This window comes from Moritella sp. PE36 (assembly GCF_000170855.1).
GTDB lineage: Bacteria > Pseudomonadota > Gammaproteobacteria > Enterobacterales > Moritellaceae > Moritella.
Genome location: NZ_ABCQ01000002.1, coordinates 254,351 through 276,364, shown reverse-complemented (window position 1 = coordinate 276,364; position 22,014 = coordinate 254,351). Strand labels below are relative to the sequence as shown.

The following is a 22,014-nucleotide window of genomic DNA, read 5'->3' as shown; positions in this document are numbered from 1 at the left end:
TAGTATTCCTTGTTGGCTATCACATGCTGCAAGGCAAAAGTTCGAAGTTACATACAGCAGAAGACAATAATGATTCAGATGTGGCTGTATCACCGCTTGCTGTGCCTCTGCTGGCTGGACCTGGCACGATTGCCACCGCGATGAACTATTCATCAGCAGGTGGATGGGGTGAAATTATTATTACAATATCTGCGTTTGCTATTTTATGTCTTATCACCTTTGTTTGTTTTATTTTTTCGTCAAAGATCATATCGGCAATCGGTGAGAGTGGGCTTAGTATTGTTACCCGCCTTATGGGACTGATCTTGGCTGTTATCGGTGTGGAAATGCTGATTGGTGGCGTAACTGATGTTATCAGTACGATGGGCTAACAAGACTGGTCATGGTGTCTTTCTAATTAAGGGGTAAGTTTTGGTCAACATTGATGCTCCCGTTCATAATGCTATCTCCATAACGTCATCAGGATTCTTTAAGTAAAGTAAGCACAGCGTAGTGGTATTTTCCTCTTAGCTTATGGCAACATTAGCGATACCACTACACAGTTTCAGTAATAGATTATTTACCTTGGCTGAATAACCAGAGGTGCAAAGGTCGCCCTTGCATTACCACCTGCGCCATAGTGATCTGTGTATGTTTCACCTTCTTGTAAGGTGTAATACGCATCCACAAAATCATCGTCATTAGTAAACCATGAATCAGGTAACGCTTTGATTATTCCGTTAGTAATCGTGGCGAGAATAGCAAAGCCTTGTACTTCAGGATCTGGGATCGCTTTTAAAATTGTCTCGGCAGCAGAGACAAGCAGCGTAGCAAGCTCTTTGTAATTAGTACCGTCATCATGCTCCATCAATATAATATCTGCCGCAGCCCAACGATAGCGCTCCCAATGAATGACGACTTGATTTGGGTAGTATTCTTTCTCTGCATAATCAAGATAAGGCATTTCAATGATATCAAGCACTGGCTCATCACGGGTTGGGTTAACGCCATTCACTATCGCGTATACCTCAGCAGCACCGGATATCCAAGGTTCTTGATCATCTTGTAAACTTATCTGTTTAATGACAGTTGTCGATATGGCTTGAGCTCCAGATTTTGAAGCGCTTCGCTGAGGATAGGCAGACTTGAGTTGTTTTCTTGAATCTGTGCTTTGAGCTAAGATCTCGCGCATTACCGCTAGCCCTTCACGTATCGTTTGTTGTTTATCTAATCCAACCACGATGACCGGTCTGTCTGGCAGCTGGTACACATCGAGCAGATGTATATCACCATTTACATCATAGGCTTCAATATTAGCCCAATCTTTATCATTGCCTTCTGGCTCGAAGGCAAATAACGGTGATACGCCTTGCTGCCAGTCGCTTAGCATACTCGCGTCGGCGAGACGAAATTGAACTAAGTCAGGATGTTTAACGCCCTTAAAAACCGATTTATTCGCCGCTGTAGTCGCTAAGCCTTTTGCCGAACGAATAGCCAGCTCACTTTTATGTAATGCCTGAGTTGCAACACCACTAGACTGCAACACTTGATCCGCATTGACAGTTAAATTATATCGGTTAATGCCAGATTGCAGAGCCGGTAAGACTTGAGTGTATTGTCGACTCAGTGCCAATGCTATTTCACGTTTAGCACTCGCAACACTGATACCGTATTCAGGTTGCTTTTGAACTATTTGCTTTGTATCGTCAGATTTAGCTGCAGAAACAAAGGAGGAATTAATTAAAGCTAAAGGACCTACTAGGATCAGCATAGCTAAAGTCATTTTTTTCATATAATGTCCTTATTAATTGTTACTCGTTTAACCACTATTGAGTTCAATATGAATCGTATTGATAACTATTCTCACTGTCAAAGACATTGTTTCAACTATGCTGATCTAGATTGTTTTTTCTGTATTTGGGGATTTTTAGTGTTAAGAAGATCACTATACACTTGTGGATATAAGACCACCTTCTCGGGGGCTTGGGGTAAAGTTCATATATGCGGTCTATTGAACATAAAAGTGATAATATACACACGCTAATCTAGGGGATGAGTTGCAGCCAAACTCGCTTAATTGTGTAATGTGCATCGCATTTACGGCCATGTTCGTCATTTAACGCTGTTGAAATGGATTAAAAAGGTGACTCGTAAAACGGTCACCTTTTATTTATAACGACGGATTAAAAAGTCGTGAGTTGCAGCATTTTATGTAATCGCTCTAAGGCAATCGGGCTGGCTTTTAATGTTATGCGAATACCATTTTCATGATATTCCTCTTCGAGGACCTGCATTTTACTGTGAATTTCACCCATCACACCACTGGCTGTGTAGGGGATGTCAAAGCAAGCTGGGCACATTTTCTTTTCCAGTATGTTTTGAATTTCCCGATGTACGAACGCGACATCAGCTTTGTCATGGGCACTGATTTGTAGCGCATCTGGATAGCGTTCCAGCAGGTCTAACTGTTGCTCTTCGCTTAAACAGTCGACTTTATTCAGCAATAATACCTTGTTATTCAAATCGATATCTAATTGCCCTAATACATGGTCAACAATGGCTAATTGCGAAATGAAATTTTCGTCTGATGCATCAACCACGTAAAGCAATAAGTCGGCATTTTTTGCTTCTTCCAAGGTTGAATGAAATGATGCCACTAAATCATGAGGTAACTTTTGGATAAAACCAACGGTGTCGGAGATTAAAATACGCGGTTTTGTCGGCGGCTGTAGTGTACGTACCGTGGTATCTAAAGTAGCAAACAGTTTATCTTCAACTAATACTTCAGAGCCTGTTAGAGCACGCATTAAAGATGATTTACCGGCATTGGTATAACCCACTAACGCCACGGTTAACTGTTCGATACGACCACTGCTTCGACCTTGCATCTCGCGTTGTACCTTGGTCAGTTCTCGTCGTAGTTCAGCTATTTTAGTACGAACACGGCGACGACTAATCTCAAACACAGTTTCACTGATTGAACGGCCTTTTTGGCGTTCGCGATCGCCACTGCTTTCATCACGTAATCGCGGTGTTAAGTAATTAAGTCGCGCGATCTCTACTTGCAGCTTCGCAGTACGAGTACGTGCGTGTTTACTAAAAATTTCGATAATAACGCGGGTACGATCGTAAACTTCTACGCCGAGTGCCGCTTCAACATTACTTAATTGATTCGGGCTTAGTTCGCAATCGAATACCACAACGTTGGCTTGGCATGTAACATCTGTTGTTGCTAATAATTGGCTTAACTCGTCTTGGTCTAATTCAATCTGCACTTCATCTTCATAAAATGTGCTTTCACCTGTTAACGTGGCTAACTCTTCCAGTTTACCAGTGCCTAATACAGTTAGCTGTTTGGTCGATTTTTGGCGTTGGGTTCTAGTCCCAACCACAGAAAAGCCGAGGGTATTAACTAAACGGCTTAATTCAGATAATGATTCGTCCACGTCCTGTTGCGAAATACAAGGGGTGCGAATAGCGATTAATAAGGCGCGGGTAGCGGTGTCTTCTGTTGTTGCGATCGACATGTCGGTCTCATAGCTTTAAGTAATATGAGGTGCATCCTACCCGTTTGTGCCGCGGTTATATACGCATTTCTAATTTCTATTGTTAACGATGTTATAAATCGTAACTATATCAATGCATAAACAAAATTTTTATAGGGCTTTGATTGTTATATGAGAGGCTAAATAGAGGCGATGATTTGTTTTCATGTATCCTCGTTACATGGCTTTATTAATGCTACGGCCTTAACTGTTAATTTTATATCCCAAGAAGGAAAAAATATGTCAACCGTCAGTCTGTTCACATTATTCGGCACCATGCTGCTGCTTGCTATTGTACCTGGTCCCGGCGTATTCGCTATTATCGCACGTTCGTTTTCATCTGGTTTTTCGCGTGGTGTATATATGGTGATTGGGATGGTGTTAGCTGACTATGTCTTTATCGTTCTGGCTTTATTTGGGCTATCAGCGCTTGCTGAAATAATGGGTACGGCATTTTTTATCATTAAATATATTAGTGCTGCTTATTTAATTTGGCTTGGTTATAAATTGTTGAAGACCAAAGCGACGGCTGTTGATATTGAAGCGACGCAAGAGTCATCATTATTGTCTAATTTGATGGCTGGACTGCTAGTGACCTTGGGTAATCCTAAAGCTATTTTGTTTTATGTGGGATTCTTCCCTGCTTTTGTCAATGTTGGCGATGTCTCTTATTATGATGTTGCTTCAATAATGTTGGCGGCGACGGTTGCTTTTGGCAGTGTGAATATTGGTTATGCTTTTCTTGCTGTGAAGGCGAGAAAGGTATTTAAATCGCCCAATGCATCGAATGTAATCAACAAAACGGCGGGGACAGTCATGGTTTCCATGGGTGCTTTAGTCGCGATCAGGTCGTAATTTCACCCATCTTACGCGTTATCTACAAAGTTAATGTTTCTATATATATCAAGTGCATAAAAACTATTTTGTTGATAATGTAGAGTGCTAAGTTTAAACTTACGTTACAAATTTTTAACAAGTGGTAGTTGTAATGAAACGTATTTTAGTGATTTTACTTTATGTTTGTTCTGTAAATACAGTGCAGGCGTTTGACCTTTCGATGGAATCTTACGATAAGCAACAATTGCAAACAGTGGGCGCTGTTAAAAACAGTACAGATCCAGCGGTGCTTTATGCTGCCGCTAACGTACTTTGGTATGACAGTGATTTTCAAGAAAATGTTGAGCAAGGTACCTTGTATATGGAACAGGCTGCTGATGCCGGCTTTTTACAAGCGATTGAGGCGATGGGTGACTTTTATTATGAAGATAGTCTGATCGATGCTGACAATAAAAAGTCTATTCACTGGTTTGAAAAATCGGCCGCGAAAAGTAGTGCTTATGGTTATTATTCACTAGCTACTATCTATTATGAGGGCGGTGCTGGTGTGGATGCTGATTATAAAAAAGCGTTTGATAATTTTCTAAAAAGTGCTGAACTTGGTAATGACAGTGCTATGTATGATCTTGCTTTCCAATATATGTTGGGAGAAGGGGTTAAAAAAGATAATAAAAAGGCACTTTATTGGTTTGAAAAATCAGCTGAACTTGGCGATGTTCGCTCGACTTATCAAGTTGGTTACGCTCACCAGTTTGGTCACGGCGTTGAGCAAGATTGCGCTAAGGCGATCGCGATATATCAAAAAACGTTTGATGAAGATGAGTATATCCGTTCTGCTGTGGCGCTAGCGGATATCTATTATGATAACCGAGTGCAATGTGCTGAAAAAAGATCTGATTACAAAAAGTCATTCAGCTTTTATAAATTTGCAGCCTATAACGGTAATACCTACAGCAAGTATCAATTAGGGTATGCTTACCGTAATGGCCATGGCGTATATAGTGATGTTGTACAGTCTTTAGCTTGGTACTCTCTTGCTGATGAAGACGGCTATGATGGCGCCGCTGATGCTATTAGAGAAGTCAAAACGAATATGAGATCAGAACAAATTGCAAAAGCTGACAAGCTTAAAATAGAACTGGAAGAAGAGGTTTATTAAATGCGTGAACAGGCGCCGATTAATTGGTATGACGTTTAATCAACATTGTCGGTGGGAGTGAGTTCGCTAGCTGTTGTTGTACGATACTAGTCTAGCGAACACGCTTAGACTCTATTCATATTCAGAAGAATAAGTCTCTTCGTAAGTGTGTGAATAAAGCTCAAATAAGTTACCAAACGGGTCTTCTAGGTAAACCATTTTGTAAGGGCGGCTGTCGTCTTCAGGGTGATAACGCATGATGTCCATTCTTACTTTGCCGCCTAACTTTTCAGTCTTTGCAATCACACCTTCAAAGTCGTCAGTTTGCAGACAAAAGTGGAAGATACCAAGGCGAGAGAAATCAACATCGTGGCGTTCTGCACGTTCTTTCATTTCAAATAGCTCAACACCAATGCCATCGGTTGTTACCATGTGAGCGATGTTAAAGCCTTTAAAACCTTCACCAAACACAGCAATACACATTTTGCCGATTGCAGTTTGGCGTTCTTCTTCGATTTTAGTGTTTCCCATGATAAGTCTAAGACCCAGGGCTTGAGTATAAAACTCAATTGCTTTGTCCATGTCACCGACGAATAATCCGATATGATTCATTTTCATAATATGCTCCAAGACGTTAACTAATTAATGCGTTGTTTGTTTTGATGAAGCAAGTATATGGCGTGTTTTTAATTATATAAAATTATCATTTTTAATGTAAATGATAATTTATTGTAATGATGAGTTAAGGTCAGTTCTTATAATGGTAGGCCAGTTCTTATGATGGTAGGTCAAAGCTTGGTTTCTTTATGCCCCCACAAACGAAGCGCCGCTACCTTGGTGCGAACAGGTTCACTAACGCCATAAAATCGGGCTGCTGTAAACGATTAGCCGCTAACGTTATCCCAACTTGACGCTCCATTTGTTCTATCCCGGTTATGTTGGAAATTGGGATTGCGGTATAGTTTTCATGTTCAAGTTGCTCGGTCGTTAGTGGGGCGAGTAGAAGCCCTATTTGCTGCTCTACCAATGCCAGAGCCCATTCTTCGGTATCAACCGATGCTACGCGCTCTATCTGCAATTCACGCATGTAATCCATCAATAGGCTCATTTTTTTACACTGCCGACGTTCAATCATCGCGACACCGTGCAGTTGCTCTAATGTGACATGAGTTTTAAAAGCCAGCGCATGATTGTTTGGAATAATGAGATAGTACTGATCACGCCACAAGGGGCGGAATGTCGTTACACTGTTCTTGTTGTCGTTGCCTAAATTAATGTCTTGGCAATCGCTGCCTAAATAAATATCGGCGGTACTATCGCTGGTTAAATGTAACAGCCATTGTGGACAATGCTGTTGCAGTTGAGACATGAGCCGTTTTAAATAGACCAAACTTATATCTGCTTGCACTGCGATAGTGACGGTTTGCCGAGATTGCTGTGGATTAAAATAATCGAACATCGACCCCGCTTGATTTAACAAGGCTTTACTGTGTTGATAAAACTGTTGTCCGGCAGACGTCGGCGTCACCCCCTTTTTATGGCGCGTTAACAGCACAGTATCAAATTCCGCCTCCAGTTTATTAATGGCGATAGTGATAGACGGCTGAGCCACAAAGCACTGTTTTGATGCCCCTGTGATGCTACCTGAGTCGACTGCTGCAACAAAATATTTCAACGATTTTAAATCCACCGAAAACCTCTTTTTACGACGTGTGAACCTAATTAAAAGAGCTCACATTAAAAATTTAGGATAGCGCGGCAACGTTGCTGCTACTATTTCATCATGCGCTGGAACAATAACTAACTTTTTATTTTCTATGCTCAACTGGTGCAATTTTTCAACCAGATTATCAGACTGTTGCTGATCGTAATTGAGATCCACTAACCATTTCACTAATGCGCTGCGGCCAACATTATTGTTCACGCCTGCAATTGACCATGTGCTATCGCCAATAAACAGATATTCGTTATTAACCAGCACACCTAGCTGACCATGGGTGTGACCAGACATATCGATTAAGATGACCGAACCATCATCAAAAACATCTAAGCTGGCTGCAAAGCCTAATGTATTGGTGCTATTTAATTCGATGAAATGCCAGTTTATCGCTGGATCATCAAATTGGCTTTGAATAAAGGCTGGTGGAGCATGTTTCTTTGCGGTTTCCAGTTCATTTTCCTGCACCCATACCGGTGTATTTAAGGCTTTGAAATCTTCAATGCCAGAGGCATGATCCCAGTGTAAATGGGTTGGTATAATGGCTTTTAAGCGGTTAAAGTCATAACCCTGTTGCTGCAATTGATCGATCACAGGCTCGGTCTTTGTGTAAGCAAATAACTGCTGGTTAAGCCAGCTCATGGCCGCAACTTGTTGTTCGACTTCTCTGCCAAGGCCCGTATCAATTAATAAATCGCCTTGTTCATGTTGAATGAGTATCGCATTGTGCACCAGCTGACGTTTTTTAAACCAGTCCCCACCCGAGACAATAAGCCCTTCAGAACTACCTGCCGATTGTCCGGTATTGATGACCGAGAAATTTGCTTTGGCGGCTGCGTTGAAACTGCAAACCAGCGTACTTGCCATCATTAAAACAACACCAATATTTCGCATTATTATTACTCCTTAGAAAGAAAGAGTAAGTGTATGTAGGCTCTGCCTATATGTAAAATATACTATATTTATGGTTGTGGCATATTTTTCTTATGGATAGGTGTTGTGAGGCATAGTTGGCCCCAAACGTAAACGCGATTTTACTTGCCAATAAATGTAAGTTCCTGTCTACATTTTTTAGTGATCTTACTGTCTAACAATATGGATGTAGCTATTCACGATATATTTTCACTAGGTATCTATCTCTTTGGTACAGTTTGTACGCTACACGATAACGAATATAGGATTTACATCTACTTATCAGATGTAAGATCTTATTTTAATAGTAAATTTATGTAAATATTGGTATTAGTATCTAAATGCATTGTGTGATGTAGTGTTTTGTTATATCAGAGGCGTAATAATGAGAGAAGTTAACTTTAGAACCATAGATAAGCTGTTCATAAAGATGAATATTACTGATAAATTTTGGCTGTTGTTCATTATAATATCAGCGACTTTAATTGGTTTTTCTGGCAGTCATTATTACGCGACCATAGCGCAAAGCAATGCTGCAAACCATCTGCAGGCACAAACCAGACTCGTGTCTACGGTGAATACGTTGAAAGGGGTTGGTTTAAATAAAGATGATTTACAAACATCCCTTCTACAGCAGAATATTCGCGTGGTCAGCCAGCCTCCAAAATCGGCAGCACGCGATACTGAAATAACAGTGTCGATACCGTTGGGCAAGGGCTATGCTGTGCTCACTCATTCCGTGGATAACACAGAAGTGGAGAAACAGGCGTTCTTTAAGTTTTTACTTTCTCTACTGCCACTTGCGCTAATTGGACTATTTAGTTACTGGCTTGCAACACACTTAGGCGGTGCCCTGTGGGTTATGCATCAAGCGACCTGCCGTATTGCCAATGGCGATTTGACTTCGCGCCTTGGCTTTCATGTGGGACGTGATGAGTTTGGTGTGATCGGTTACGAACTTGATCGTTCAATGGACACCATCAGTGAATTAGTCGAAAGTGTTAAAACCAGTACCGTTACTTTCCATCGGACCACAACGGCATTTGAAAAAGATGCCCGAGATTCAGAAAACCAGGTTAATCAACAGTATGCCTCGGTTGATTCTGTGGCGACAGCAATGGAAGAGATGTCGGCTACGGTGAAAGAGATCGCAGGTTTGGGTCTACAAGCATCCCAGCAAGCGGATAACGAAACCAGCAAGATCCTGCAGAGTAATGAAAGAGTCCGGGATGCGATTGTCATGGTGACTGAATTGTCTGAGCACACCAATGCAGCGTCAGTCTCTGTGGTTAGTTTGAATGAGAAAGTGACTGAAATTGACAATGTTATTATTACTATTAATGCGATTTCCGAGCAGACCAACCTGCTGGCACTGAACGCGGCGATTGAAGCTGCCAGAGCGGGTGAGCAGGGCCGCGGTTTTGCTGTTGTCGCTGACGAAGTACGGACTCTTGCCGGGCGTACGCAACAGGCGACCGTTGAAATTAGGGATATGATTGACAAGTTGCAAGCTGAAACACAGGGGATTTCAAAAATCACGGCTGAAACCTTAGAGCAAGCGAATAAAAGTCGAGACATAATTACTGAAATTGGTGCTGATGTGAATGATATTGCTGAATCAGCGCAGTCTGTGATGGATGTGAGTACTCAGATTGCGACCGCCGCCGAACAGCAAACGTCGGTCGTTAATAATATTGCAACTGACCTTAGTGATATTCGCTCGCAATCAAGCGTGCTACTTGCTTCAACACAGGCGTCAGTTACCGGTATTCAAGAGCTTGTGGATGCATCACAGTCATTGGGTAGTATCTTAGAGAGGTATCGTACCTAACATTAAACAATGAGTTTTTCTAAACCGATAGACTCACAGATTATGCGTTTTTCATTTTCATTTCCGGTTTCTAACACTTTTATAATGTAATAAACTTGATGCTGTTCTATATCGTTGAGTAATAGAAATTCTTTGATTATACGCTCTATGTTTTCGATCATGTTTTGCTCCTTGTTATTGCAGAGGAGCTTTCTTGGCTGATATGGCTTGGCATAAATAATATTATATTCATAAGACGGTTCCTTCCATGCTTCATATTGTTATGTAGTCTAAAAGTTTTTCTGCTAAATCTTTTGCTTGGGATAATGTATCAGAAGTCATTTTATTGACTAAAAAGTCCTGACTTTTATGCGCATTTTCATAACCATTAATGAGCGCTAGTGAGACCCAAGCATAAGCATGCTTATCACAACGAGGGACACCATGCCCTTTGTAATACATAACACTTAGGCAATATTGTGCCTTGGCATTACCTTGTTCACCGGCTTTTCTAAACCAGTAGGCTGCTAACTCATCGTTTTTGAGTATGCCTATTCCTTTGCTATACATGTAGCCAAGATTAGACTGTGCTTTAGCATAACCTTGTTCACTGGCTTTTTTAAACCAGCTAACTGCGATCTTATAACTCTGAGTCACGCCTTTCCCTTTCGTATACATAAAGCCTAGGTTATATTGGGCTCTTGCATAATTTTGTTCCGCTGCTTTTCGGCACCACAGCACAGCCTCGTTATCATTCTGAGCAACACCTCGACCATTGACATACATGACACTAAGCATTAATTGCGCTAAAGCAATATTTTGTTCCGCTGCTTTATGACACCATATTGCGGCTTCTTGATCACTTTGATATGTACCTTTCCCACTACCATACATATAAGCCAGAGTGGATTGTGCTATTGCACACCCTTGTTCAGCCGATTTTCGATACCAGCTTACCGCTTTATGATTATTTTTAAGAAAACCGCTTCCATTGGCATACATAAAACCTAGATTGTATTGTGCCTGACTATTGCCATGTTTAGCTGCGATGAATGTTTCAATATATTTGGAGGCGACAGAATATGAACCTATTAGCGTTGATTTTGATAATCTATCAGCAGGTATAATATGTTTAATGTTCATGATCATAACTCTCTACAGCTCAGTATGATGAATATTAATCCTTAAGCGAAATTGGCGTCCCTGATTCAATTTAATCACTAAGATATAAATAGAATTGTACGCTTACAATTTAGAAAGTTTTATCTAACAACTAAGGTCTATAGATATTATTATCAAGGATTTATATATTCGGAACATCATGCACATCTAGGTTGGAAGTATAAGTTCGTAATCTATTTGGTGATGATTGGTTTCAGATATGTTGTAGGAGGGGGCATGTCAAAACGTACGCATAAAAAATGCAAGAAGAGAGCAGCTCTTATCAATAAAGAGCATCGCCGCTCGCCATGCTATTCCGATGAAAATCGAAAAGGTATTATAGTTTAATATCGAGTAGGGTGACGTTTATGCTAACTCTGGCCCTAAACGTAGACGCGCTTCATAGTCGTCGTAGTAATCTCTTTCTGCTAATAACACAGTTAACTGTTCTAATGTGAATTCTTGATTGCTCATACCATTTGCTAAACGTTGTAAACAATGACCAATCGCTGTTTGCTCGTCTTGCGCTAAATATTCACGGCAAAAGTACAGTGGCGGCAGGCCATAAGCAAATGAGGTTAATTGGGCAATGTGCATTGCATCGAGTGGTTGTGCTAATTGTGCGAGAGAAATGTTGGCAATTGACTGATCTTGACCGGTATTAGACATTGAAAGCGCTCATATAAGAAAGACCCTAAATATACTACAGTAAAACTATTTTTATTACTGGGCTTATTCGATATAAATTCGATGCTTTCTGGTGCGGAATTGCTGTGGTGTCATAGCAAAACGTGCTTTAAAGGCTTTGATATAAGATGAATCATTTTGATAACCCACTTGATGTGCCACGCTTTGTATTGAAAGCTCGGACTCCAACAGAGACAGTGACTGGATCAGACGTAAATGCTGTCGCCACAACGCAAACGATGTATTGAACTCTTTTGCAAATATCCGCGACAATGTGCGTTCAGATGCCCCGACTATTCCCCCCCATTTGGACAAGGTGAAATCAAGTTCTGGCTGTGCTGTTAGGCGCTCAAAGATCACTTTAATTCTTCTATCCTCTGGAATTAATAGTTTGAATTTGAACGATTCACTAGTATGGATTTGGTCATACAACACCTCAAGTAAGCGCAAGGTATTGTCGTGTGAAAGTGCTGGCTCTAATTGAGATTGTTGTTTAATCATCAATATCAGCTCTTTGAGAAAAGGTGTCATGGAAACTTGTTTAAGTTGTTGTCCTGCGTTGCGGGTATAACAGCGACCATAGTCGGGATTGATGTATAGACCAATGAAAGTGGTGTCGGTGATGGCGATTGATTCGTGATTGACGCCAGCCGGAATAAAAATCGCGGTGGTGTGGGGGACAAGGAACTGATATCCATCCGCTTCTGTTTGTATCAACCCTCGAATTGGAAATATCAGCTGATGCCAGTGGTGCTGGTGCAACTTGTCAATAAAACCCTTATGCATCTCGATGGTATTGATTAACGCTGGCGCATGCTGATTTTGTGCTATTAACGTATTTGCGGATAAGGTTTGGCTAGTTGGCATGGTTTAATGTCTCGATGGCCTTATTCAGTCATTGTGGGTAAGTGTAACATAAAGCCAATAGCCAAATAATATGACAGGGGAAATATGAGAATCCATTTTATTGTGCACGAATCTTATGAAGGGCCAGGGTATTTTACTGAGTGGGCGGGCCTGAATGATTATCAAGTCAGCTTCACTAGAGTGTACTTGAATGAAGCATTACCTTGTGAGGTGGATGCGTTTGACCTGCTAGTTATATTAGGCGGGCCGCAGAATCCACATACCCGACAAGAGGAATGTGTATATTTTGATAGTCTTGGTGAGCAAACATTTATTAAACAAGCGATAGTGAGGAATAAAGCCGTTGTTGGTGTTTGTTTGGGCGCGCAGTTGATTGGTGAAGCCTTGGGGTCAACATACCAAGTCAGTCCATACCAAGAGATTGGCTACTTTCCTATCGCGCTTACAGAGAGTGGCAATGTCGATCCTAAGTTAGATGAGTTTGATTTAGCAGAGGTTGTCGGCCATTGGCATAACGATATGCCGGGACTGACAAGTGATAGTAGGGTATTGGCGGTCAGTGAGGGATGCCCACGGCAAATTGTTCGATATTCGCCGTTAGTATATGGCTTGCAGTGTCATCTTGAGTTTATCAGCGAGCAATTAGCGCCTTTGATTACACACGACCAGCCAGCGTTTAATACAAAGAGTAGGGGCAAGTATGTTCAGGACCCGAGTGTGATCATTAAACATGACACCACACGAATGAATCTATTGCTTGCTGGGTTTATGGATAAATTAGTACAAGCTTATCGGGATTACTGACCCTGTCCTAAATCTATCCTCTCTTTGTTGTGTCCACTATGCTGCCACTATCTAGCCATTGCTGGTTTGGGATATAGTTGTGTAACCAATTTGGGATATCAGATGCTGGCATGGGCCGGGCAATGCCATAACCTTGTGCCGCATAGCAACCCATTGAGAGCAACATCAAGCCGTGCTCTGTTGTTTCAACACCTTCCGCAATGACTTCACGATTAAAGGAGTCTGCTAGCGCAAGCACGCCCTTGATAATGGCATAATCATCAGGATCGTCGAGCATGTTTTTTACAAAGTTCTGATCAATTTTGATGGTATTAGCAGGCAAGTTCTTGAGGTGGGTAAGCGAGGAATAACCCGTACCAAAATCATCCAGAGCGATATTCACGCCTAATACATCCCGACAGGTATTGAGAATATTACGGATGGTATTGAGATCACCCAATGCGCTGCTTTCTAATATTTCTAATTGTAAATATTGGGCATCTAAATTGGGGTGACTTGCCAACGCACTTTCAAGCAGGGTTAAAAATTTTGCTGACAGCAAGTGATAGGACGCGATATTAACACTCACTTCCATAAAAATACCCAGCTTTTGCCATTCCACAATTTGTTTCAATGCTTGGTTAATAACCCAGTCACCGATCTGGTTTTCTAGCTCTGAGCCCTCAATAATAGGTAAAAAATCAAGTGGCGGGATCAATCCTTTCTCCGGGTGAAACCAACGAATTAACGCTTCTGCACCAAATACCTTGCCGGTCTTCATATTGATTTTAGGTTGGTAATACAAAGCAAATTCGTTATTTGATAAGGCTTGCTTTATCTCATCAAGTTGCTGGTGTTTTTGGATCTTTTGTTGATCTCGCTCTGGATTAAACAGATGGAAACGATTTTTACCGGTTAATTTTGCTTGATACATCGAATAATCAGCGTGACGTAATAAGGTATCCAGATCGGCATCATCATCTGGATATAGCGTTACCCCAATTGAGACACTGATATTAAAAGTATGCCCCGCAATAATATAAGGTTGGGCAAGAAAGTAATTAATCCGTTGCAGTGTTTCGTCACAGTGAGCAAGTGATTTTATATCACCCAGCAGCAGGACAAATTCATCGCCACCCTGGCGTGATGCGGTATCTTCATCTCTGATATTGCTTTTGAGACGTTGGGCTACGGCGATGAGTAACTGATCACCTACGTCATGGCCGTAGCTATCATTGACGGGTTTGAAATTATCCAAATCGAGAAAACAAACACCCAGCATAGTGTCAGTTTGCTGACTATGGGCAATGCCTGATTTAAAACGGTCAGCAAGCAGTGAGCGGTTGGGTAACTTGGTGAGCATGTCATAATGCGCCATCATTTCCAGCTTTTGTTGCTGTTGCTTAATCTGAGTTATATCAGAGAATAAACCCACGTAGTGCAAGTTTTCACCATCATCATTGGTGAGTGACGAAATAGAAAGTCGCGCCGCAAACAGTTCGCCGTTTTTCTTTTTATTCCAGACCTCCCCATGCCAGTAGCCTTGCTCCATGAGGCTTTGCCACATTTCAATAAAGAAAGCCGGACTCTGTTTGTCGGAAGCGAGGATACTGGGTTTTTGACCTAATACTTCGCTACGGCTGTAACCGGTAGCTCGGGTGAAAGCAGGGTTGACATCAATAATTTTCCCCGTCACATCTGTGATCATTAGTCCTTCATTAGTATCGCTGAATACCCGGGAAGAAAGCCGAAGTTTTTCATCTGACAAATATCGTTCAATCGCTATCACACTGAGTTGCACGGCGAATTCGAGCAATTTGAAATCGTCATCAGTTGGCGTACTCGGTTGACGATGATAAATTGCAAAGGTGCCAAGCAGTTGCTTTTTTGAACCGATAATCGGCTCGGACCAACAAGAGGCTAGCTGCGCGTTGGCTGCTAGTTCTTTAAACTGATCCCAATAGGGATGAGTTTGAATATCCTCAACAATCACTCTTTTTTTGGTGAAGGCCGAGGTGCCACAACTGCCCACGCCATCGCCAATTTCAATGCCATCAACTGCTTCATTATAATAATCAGGAATGCCTGATGATGAAAATCCAGAGTTAAGATGGGTGCCTTGTGCATTGATCAGTAGCACGGAACACAGTGCCCCCGTTTGTTCTTGTTCGATAAAGTTAACGATGTGTTCCAAAATTATTTTTAATGGGTCGCCTTTTAATAATTTCTCTAATACCGCGTTGCGGGCATTATCACGCAGCTCTATCTGCTTGCGCTGGGTGATATCGGTATGAACGCCGGTGCACCAGATTGGTTTATGATGCGCATCCCATGCTGTAAATTCACAGGCTGTGTGGATCCATAACCAGTTTCCATCTTTGGTTTTTCGCCGATATTCAAGTTCAAATGGCATGCCTGACACCAAGGATTTTTTATATCGATTGGAGGCTGATTCAAAGTCATCGGGATGAATTTTTTCTAACCATTGTTCAAAGATCGTTTGAATATCGGATGGATTGACATCCGTCAGCTGTTCGTTTTTGCCGCCAAATGAAACTTCACCGCTCTGTATGTTGAGTTCAAACCACACTTGACCGGTTGACGTTAGCGCCATATTTAAGCGTGTTAAATTATCGCCCAATTCCCTAGTGCGTGTCGCGACAATATTTTCAAGCGACTTTTGGTTGTCCTTTATCCGCATGATTAAGATGGCGGAAAAGGTGGTCAAAATCGTAAACGTCATACTGAGCAGAGACATTGCTAGAAGCGAAATGTAGTGAACCCAGCCATTGATGGGGGACATTTTTAACATCCAAGTCACGTTGGCTATTTCTATACTATTTGCTACAGGGTTAACTAACAATGGTGCTGATGAGTTTGATAAAACTTGAATTTGTCCAGTGTCTGGATTAATGCGTGATAACTGATATGCGACCCCTGCTTCTACCAGAGCCGGTAGTTTTACAGCGTCGAGTACTTGTGGAAAACGTATTAAAACAGTCACGAAGCCCCAAAAAGACTGCTCATCGCTTGGGCGATCCAAATAGATAGGTAACCGTCCAACGGCGCCATAGCCTCCTTGGACTAAATGAAAAGGGCCTGCCAGGGTTAATTTTCCGCTATCCCAGGCTGCAAAAGCCTCTTTACTCCGGCTCGGAGAGGTAAGCAAGTTATGGCCAATTGCCTTTTCATTTCCTGCTAATGGCGCAATATATTGGACAATACCATTAGGAGCGAGTTGCAGTGCCGAGACTCCTGGATAGAAAGGCAACATTTCAGTTGCGAATCGGGTAAAGCTAGCCTCATCAAGGTGTTGATTTTGGACTAAGGCTGCAAGTGGGAATGTGGCCGATAATGCCTGATTGATATTACTCTCAATGAGGTTGACATAACTGCGAGATAAGTTTTGAATCGCTAAGCGCTGTTGCTGATGTTTGTAACTATCAATGGCGTAAATCGTAATAGCAGATAGCGCGATTGAGATGGCAAAGATAAGTTGTATGGTTATTGATGTTTTTAATTCTTTCAACATTTAATTCTTCAAGGCAGCCATGCCAGTCCTTGCTCTATGGTTACGGGTAATTATGCTCCTTTCCCTGCCGACTTTATTCGAAGCGTTCTAGGTTTTCGTCATACTTGCTTGTCGAATTTTATTGGAGATAGCCTGTTATTAGTACCATGATGCCGCTTAGCGGTATATAAGCATTAAGTGTAATTAAGTATGATTAAGAATCTCTACGCAACATTTTTAGTTTAAAACCGTTTTGTGTCATTTGTTTAGCGGTTGGTATTTTTAACTCATGTTTTTTTATCACGCTACAACAAAAAAATTGATTAGATGTTCGTAATAAAACTAAACTATCAACTCTTATTCATAATGTACGTCACATTAATACTTAATAGTGATTGGTTTCAAGCGTTAAAGTTGATCTGAAACCGAAGGAATCGTGGCGATGTGTGCTTTAATTACGAGATGTCGTAAAGTTACACTCGAACTTGCCGATAAAAGTATATCTTCTCCATTTCTTATTAGAAGTAACATTTATGAAATTAAAAACACAATCTTATTTGCTTGCTGGCCTTATATTGTCTGCACTCGTCGCGATTACAGTAGTGGGACTTTGGACGCTAAAGGCATCCAGCTCGGCGGATAATAAATCACGCGTCACCGAAGTTTTTCAAACCACTTACAATTTCATTAATGAGATGGAGAAGATGGTAGCAGCTGGCGAATTAGAAGAAGCTAAAGCCAAACAGATCGCCATCCAGGTATTGAGAAATAATATCTATAAAGACAATGAATACGTGTACGTTGCAGATGAAAACCTTACCTTCCTGGCCGCGCCACTCGATCCACAATTACATGGCACCAGCTTTAATGATTTTAAAGACAGTAAAGGTCAAAGTGTCGGCCAGATCTTAATGAATGCGGTGGCTCGCCAGCCGAATCAAATTGCAGATTATGTTTGGACGCTGCGATTACCTGATGGTTCGGTTGAAGAAAAGCACTCGATTGCCGAAAAAACAGCTCGTTGGGGTTGGATCGTTGGTACTGGTATTGGTGAGAATGAAGTAAATGCCCGTTTTTGGTCTAGTGCTAAGTGGCAGTTCGGTTTATGTTTTTTGGTCGCGAGCTTGCTCTTCGGACTACTACTGACGGCGATTAAACGTATGATTGCGATCCTCGGTGGTGAGCCGAGTGATGTATTAGCAGCGATACAGGCTGTTGCAGATGGTAAAATCAGTACATCATTTAACGAGTCTGCGCCAAGAGACAGTATTTATGGTGCAGTACAAACAATGAGTATGTCGTTGGGTGAGTTGGTTCAGCACCTTGGTCAAGCGATGAATGCGTTAAGTACAGAATTAATCGAAGTTGATTCACGTTCTAAACGGATGAGTGAACTGACGGAAACACAACAACAGTCCACTGCGATGATTGCGACGGCAATGACAGAAATGGCGTCGTCAGCCAATGGTGTTGCAGATTCTGCACAAGCTACGGCGCAGAATACTCTCGATGCCGATAAACAAAGTGTCGATACACATAATTTAATCAACTCGACGGTTAACAATATTCAAGGCCTTTCTGATCAGCTTAATACGGCCAGTTCAGCGGTCTCGGCATTGGATGATGACGTGAATAACATTACCAAGATCTTAGATGTGATTGGTGATATTGCCGAGCAAACTAATTTGCTTGCATTGAATGCTGCGATTGAAGCTGCACGTGCGGGTGAACAAGGTCGTGGCTTTGCGGTGGTTGCTGATGAAGTGCGTAACCTAGCAGGGCGAACACAAAACTGTACTAAAGAAATTCAGCTGATGGTCACGAACCTGCAAATGGGTTCACGCAATGCCATTTCAACCATGGATATTTGTGCTGAAACCAGTGCTAGCACTGTGACTGAATCACAACATGCATCCGAAGCGTTAGCGCAGATTGTAACGGCACTAGAAACAATATCATCAATGAGTCATGAGATAGCGACCGCCGCCGCTGAGCAAAAAGTAGTGGGCGAAGATATTGCAATGCAGGTTAACATGATTGAAGAGAGCAGTTGCAAGCTATCAAACACCGTGTCTAGCGGCGCAGAAAGTTCGCAAACCTTGGTGAGATTAACGGATGATTTAGCCCATTGGTTGAATAAATTCCAAGTTAAATAAGAAACGGTTAAATGAGAGTTGGCTTAAAGTAGAACCGATCACAATGCTAAAATAGATGTAATAAATAATGCGGTTAATATAAGGAGGGAGACGACCACTACATAAAAAATCATACAGTGGTCGTAGCTTATTGCTTATCCTACATCTATCATTTGAAATCCATTCGTGATGTTATCCTTGCTCCCAACATAGCAATAGGCTACACCCACACTGCGCTCAAGCAGTCCACCGGTTTTTATACCGTAACACACCTCTTGAAGATTAAATGTGGGCATATTGAAATCGATATTTAGATCAAACGAGACGGACGTGACTCCGCTTAATGGACCACGATTAAAACCTACAACGTAATCCACTGTAGTTCCACCAACATCCACGGGGCGATTACGGTTAAATCCGAACCAAAGGCCACCACTGACACCAGCATGGAAACCTATACCAGCACCAACTTCAATAATCCATCGGCATTCACTGAAATCAATTGAGAACGCGATTCCATAGCTGACCCCTATAACTTCGCCAGCAATCTGTGAGACATCGATCTCACCTCCCATCAGGAATGTTCCGTATTGTTTTTTTCTGTACTCGGCAATAATACCTTTAAGCGGATTCAATAACTCGACAAGTGCAGCTAAATCACCCCCAAGTAGGGGTTCAAGCCCTTCCTCTCCGGCCATCATTCTCGCCTTCGTAGTTAAGACATCAGTAAGTACTGCATGAGCGCCATTTGCCATTAATTCGGGCAATTTCGACATGGCAAGACTGTCCAATTCAGCATCCGATGGTTCTCTCCGCGCCATTACCTCTTCATGAGTTAATTTACGCTGATCACGAGATATGTCTTTTGCAATTGTGAGCTCTTTATCTAGATGGGGCGCAATGCTAAATTTTAACTCGTATTTAGCTGAAAATGTTTCAAATATCAACATACTCCAAGCATGTTTAGGGTTGATAATCACAGTACCGAGGTCATCGTCAGAAGTGATCATATCTTCATTAATAAGACGAACCTCAGCTTTATCTATAAATATAAGTTCGTAGTTTAATGGGGTATGTAATCCAGTATTTAAACTGCCTTCATGAAATTTAGTCCACGGACCGTTATCGAGTCTAGATTCGAGTCTGTAATTGTCGTAACCCACATAATTATCGGTGTGGATACATTTTAACTCTGTAAGGTGTATCAGATTTGCTTTAGGCATTTATTCATCCAAATTGTAGTTAAAGTGGGGGGGATAATATCTTTTACTTAACACTAGAAAATAAAATCATCCCCTTTAGTTAAACTGAGGCTCAGCGACAATCATATATAATGAGTCAAAGCCGCGTGTGTTGTAGCTACGGTGTTATCATTATGTTAACGATATGTTACATGAGTGAGGGGTGAATGCAACCTCTCCTATATAAAATAGGGTAGATTCGTTTAACTGAAGAAGGCCTTAATTATTTAAATGATGGTGGTAGTCTGACTCTGACTTCGGGGATTACGTCTGATTTCCCTATTCGATTCGGTACAAGTGCGACGACTGATAGGTGGTGTTATCGAGTTCTTTGCTAAGTCGGCAGGATTAGAAGCGCACGTGGTATTAGAATTAATGTAGTGAGTCCGATGGGATTAGAAAACGGTCAGACATTTAAATGTTTCGGTGGCAATCGTTAACCAAATGCGAAAGATATTTTAATTAACCTTACTGAATATTTCAGCCTTGTTACACCTATTATCGACTAACAGGTTCGGCTTCTTCTACAACGCCTCATAAATTCGATGATTTCTTAAGCGAAACTGCTGTGGTGTTAGGCCAAAGCGGTCTTTAAATGCTTTTATATAAGAGGAATCATTTTGATAGCCCACCTGATGCGCTATGTTTTGTATTGAAATTCCAGACTCTAATAAAGACAGTGGATGGATAAGGCGTAAATGTTGTCGGCACAAAGCAAACGAGGTATTGAACTCTTTAGAAAATATGCGAGACAGCGTTCGTTCCGATGCTCCAACTATACCTAGTAGGGCGAACGCAAGACTGCACCAAAGAAATTCAACAAATGGTGACGAACCTGCAAACGGGTTCTCGTAATGCCATTGCAACCATGGATATTTGTGCGGAAACCAGTGCTAGCACTGTGACTGAATCACAACATGCATCCGAAGCTTTAGCACAGATTGTCACTGCGTTAGAAACGATTTCATCAATGAGTCATGAGATCGCGACCGCTGAGCTGAATAGGCGTGATGGTGCTTGATATCACCTTAAGTAACACGCCTTAGCTACTGCAGTTTAAGCCATGAGCCTCGCAATATTAAAGTACTTTTGCGATGGCTGATTCGGCGCATTGCACATCGAGATGACCGCCCGGAGCACCACCCACACCGATTGCCCCAATGACGGTATTATTGGCTGTTAACGGTAGGCCTCCTGCTAACAGCAGCAGATTATCATCCATATCTTTTAATGGTTGCAGAAATGGCTTGTCAGCGATCATTTTCATCAGCTTTGCGGTTGGTTGTTTCATGCTTGCCGCTGTAAATGCTTTCTGGCGAGAGCTTTCTAAAGTATGTCTGCCAGCATTATCGGCGCGTAGCTGTGCAATCACATTACCTGTTACATCAACAACCGTTGCAGTCACCTGGTAACCTTTCTGTTCACATTGTTGTACGGCTTCTTTTGCCAGTTCAAATGCTGATTGCGACGATATCTGTATTACTGAAATAGTTTTAGGACTATTGCCCGATGCTGCTGCAGCAAAAGAGGACGCCATTAGGCCTGCAATCGCGAGAGTCATTACACTGTGTTTAAGCGTTTTCATGTTGTGCTCCATTATACTTGTCGGTAGTGAGTTGAGCTTAGATTAACGCAAACACCATTGCGCAATACTTTCACAAACATTACACGATTGTAATGTTTGTGAAACC

The 22,014-nt window shown here is 41.7% G+C and carries 19 protein-coding genes and 1 pseudogene; 7 read left to right on the top strand and 13 right to left on the bottom strand.

Annotated features, from left to right (window positions below; genetic code table 11):
- On the top strand, positions 1 to 371 hold a 371-nt coding region (locus PE36_RS02920; RefSeq protein ID WP_006030460.1), incomplete at its 5' end, for a MarC family protein.
- A 188-nt stretch (positions 372 to 559) separates the two neighbouring features.
- On the opposite strand, the gene PE36_RS02915 is transcribed toward PE36_RS02920, so the two are convergent.
- A complete protein-coding gene (locus tag PE36_RS02915; protein WP_006030459.1) occupies positions 560 to 1,771 on the bottom strand; it encodes a DUF3103 family protein in 1,212 nt (403 codons plus the stop codon).
- A 391-nt stretch (positions 1,772 to 2,162) separates the two neighbouring features.
- A complete protein-coding gene (gene hflX, locus PE36_RS02910; protein WP_006030458.1) occupies positions 2,163 to 3,506 on the bottom strand; it encodes a GTPase HflX in 1,344 nt (447 codons plus the stop codon).
- A 258-nt stretch (positions 3,507 to 3,764) separates the two neighbouring features.
- Here hflX and PE36_RS02905 point away from each other — a divergent pair, with 258 nt between their 5' ends.
- Both PE36_RS02905 and PE36_RS02900 read left to right on the top strand, forming a co-directional pair.
- Complete coding sequence (locus tag PE36_RS02905; protein ID WP_043993715.1) at positions 3,765 to 4,379, top strand: LysE family translocator; 615 nt, start codon at positions 3,765 to 3,767, stop codon at positions 4,377 to 4,379.
- 133 nt (positions 4,380 to 4,512) lie between these two features.
- Positions 4,513 to 5,520, top strand: coding sequence for a tetratricopeptide repeat protein (locus PE36_RS02900; protein WP_006030456.1), 1,008 nt, complete (start codon positions 4,513 to 4,515; stop codon positions 5,518 to 5,520).
- Between the two features lie 111 nt (positions 5,521 to 5,631).
- On the opposite strand, the gene PE36_RS02895 is transcribed toward PE36_RS02900, so the two are convergent.
- The 3 genes from PE36_RS02895 to PE36_RS02885 all read right to left on the bottom strand — a co-directional run bounded on the left by PE36_RS02895 (position 5,632) and on the right by PE36_RS02885 (position 8,110).
- Entirely contained in the window at positions 5,632 to 6,117 is a 486-nt protein-coding gene (locus PE36_RS02895; protein WP_006030455.1) for a VOC family protein, read from the bottom strand.
- A 211-nt stretch (positions 6,118 to 6,328) separates the two neighbouring features.
- A complete protein-coding gene (locus PE36_RS02890; protein ID WP_006030454.1) occupies positions 6,329 to 7,189 on the bottom strand; it encodes a LysR family transcriptional regulator in 861 nt (286 codons plus the stop codon).
- Positions 7,190 to 7,231: 42 nt separating this feature from the next.
- A complete protein-coding gene (locus PE36_RS02885) occupies positions 7,232 to 8,110 on the bottom strand; it encodes an MBL fold metallo-hydrolase (protein WP_006030453.1) in 879 nt (292 codons plus the stop codon).
- 403 nt (positions 8,111 to 8,513) lie between these two features.
- Here PE36_RS02885 and PE36_RS02880 point away from each other — a divergent pair, with 403 nt between their 5' ends.
- Entirely contained in the window at positions 8,514 to 9,959 is a 1,446-nt protein-coding gene (locus PE36_RS02880; RefSeq protein ID WP_043993713.1) for a methyl-accepting chemotaxis protein, read from the top strand.
- A 2-nt stretch (positions 9,960 to 9,961) separates the two neighbouring features.
- On the opposite strand, the gene PE36_RS24325 is transcribed toward PE36_RS02880, so the two are convergent.
- The 4 genes from PE36_RS24325 to PE36_RS02865 form a co-directional block, all read right to left on the bottom strand.
- Positions 9,962 to 10,120 (bottom strand): hypothetical protein, encoded by a 159-nt coding sequence (locus PE36_RS24325; RefSeq protein ID WP_006030451.1) that lies wholly within the window; start codon positions 10,118 to 10,120, stop codon positions 9,962 to 9,964.
- Between the two features lie 91 nt (positions 10,121 to 10,211).
- Positions 10,212 to 11,081, bottom strand: coding sequence for a tetratricopeptide repeat protein (locus tag PE36_RS02875; protein WP_198138572.1), 870 nt, complete (start codon positions 11,079 to 11,081; stop codon positions 10,212 to 10,214).
- A 384-nt stretch (positions 11,082 to 11,465) separates the two neighbouring features.
- Positions 11,466 to 11,768, bottom strand: coding sequence for a hypothetical protein (locus PE36_RS02870; RefSeq protein WP_006030449.1), 303 nt, complete (start codon positions 11,766 to 11,768; stop codon positions 11,466 to 11,468).
- 63 nt (positions 11,769 to 11,831) lie between these two features.
- Positions 11,832 to 12,653, bottom strand: a complete 822-nt coding sequence (locus PE36_RS02865; RefSeq protein WP_006030448.1) for a helix-turn-helix domain-containing protein — start codon at positions 12,651 to 12,653, stop codon at positions 11,832 to 11,834.
- An 84-nt stretch (positions 12,654 to 12,737) separates the two neighbouring features.
- On the opposite strand from PE36_RS02865, the gene PE36_RS02860 reads away from it, so the two are divergent.
- Positions 12,738 to 13,457 carry a hypothetical protein gene (locus PE36_RS02860; protein WP_006030447.1) on the top strand — a complete coding sequence of 240 codons (720 nt, stop codon included), beginning with the start codon at positions 12,738 to 12,740 and terminating at the stop codon, positions 13,455 to 13,457.
- Between the two features lie 13 nt (positions 13,458 to 13,470).
- Here the strand turns inward: PE36_RS02860 and PE36_RS02855 are convergent, their stop codons facing one another.
- A complete protein-coding gene (locus PE36_RS02855) occupies positions 13,471 to 16,968 on the bottom strand; it encodes an EAL domain-containing protein (protein ID WP_006030446.1) in 3,498 nt (1,165 codons plus the stop codon).
- Positions 16,969 to 17,480: 512 nt separating this feature from the next.
- Here PE36_RS02855 and PE36_RS02850 point away from each other — a divergent pair.
- Positions 17,481 to 19,103 carry a methyl-accepting chemotaxis protein gene (locus PE36_RS02850; RefSeq protein WP_006030445.1) on the top strand — a complete coding sequence of 541 codons (1,623 nt, stop codon included), beginning with the start codon at positions 17,481 to 17,483 and terminating at the stop codon, positions 19,101 to 19,103.
- Between the two features lie 134 nt (positions 19,104 to 19,237).
- Here PE36_RS02850 and PE36_RS02845 read toward each other — a convergent pair whose 3' ends face one another.
- Both PE36_RS02845 and PE36_RS23885 read right to left on the bottom strand, forming a co-directional pair.
- Entirely contained in the window at positions 19,238 to 20,305 is a 1,068-nt protein-coding gene (locus PE36_RS02845; RefSeq protein ID WP_006030444.1) for a hypothetical protein, read from the bottom strand.
- A gap of 542 nt (positions 20,306 to 20,847) precedes the next feature.
- A pseudogene (locus PE36_RS23885) lies at positions 20,848 to 21,099 on the bottom strand (helix-turn-helix domain-containing protein); the annotation flags it as partial.
- On the opposite strand from PE36_RS23885, the gene PE36_RS02840 reads away from it, so the two are divergent.
- Entirely contained in the window at positions 21,090 to 21,344 is a 255-nt protein-coding gene (locus PE36_RS02840; RefSeq protein ID WP_006030443.1) for a hypothetical protein, read from the top strand. The pseudogene PE36_RS23885 and the gene PE36_RS02840 sit on opposite strands and share 10 nt — an antisense overlap.
- A 57-nt stretch (positions 21,345 to 21,401) precedes the next feature.
- Here PE36_RS02840 and PE36_RS02835 read toward each other — a convergent pair whose 3' ends face one another.
- On the bottom strand, positions 21,402 to 21,908 hold the full coding sequence (locus PE36_RS02835) for a heme-binding protein (RefSeq protein ID WP_043993708.1): 507 nt from the start codon (positions 21,906 to 21,908) through the stop codon (positions 21,402 to 21,404).
- Positions 21,909 to 22,014 lie beyond the last annotated feature (106 nt).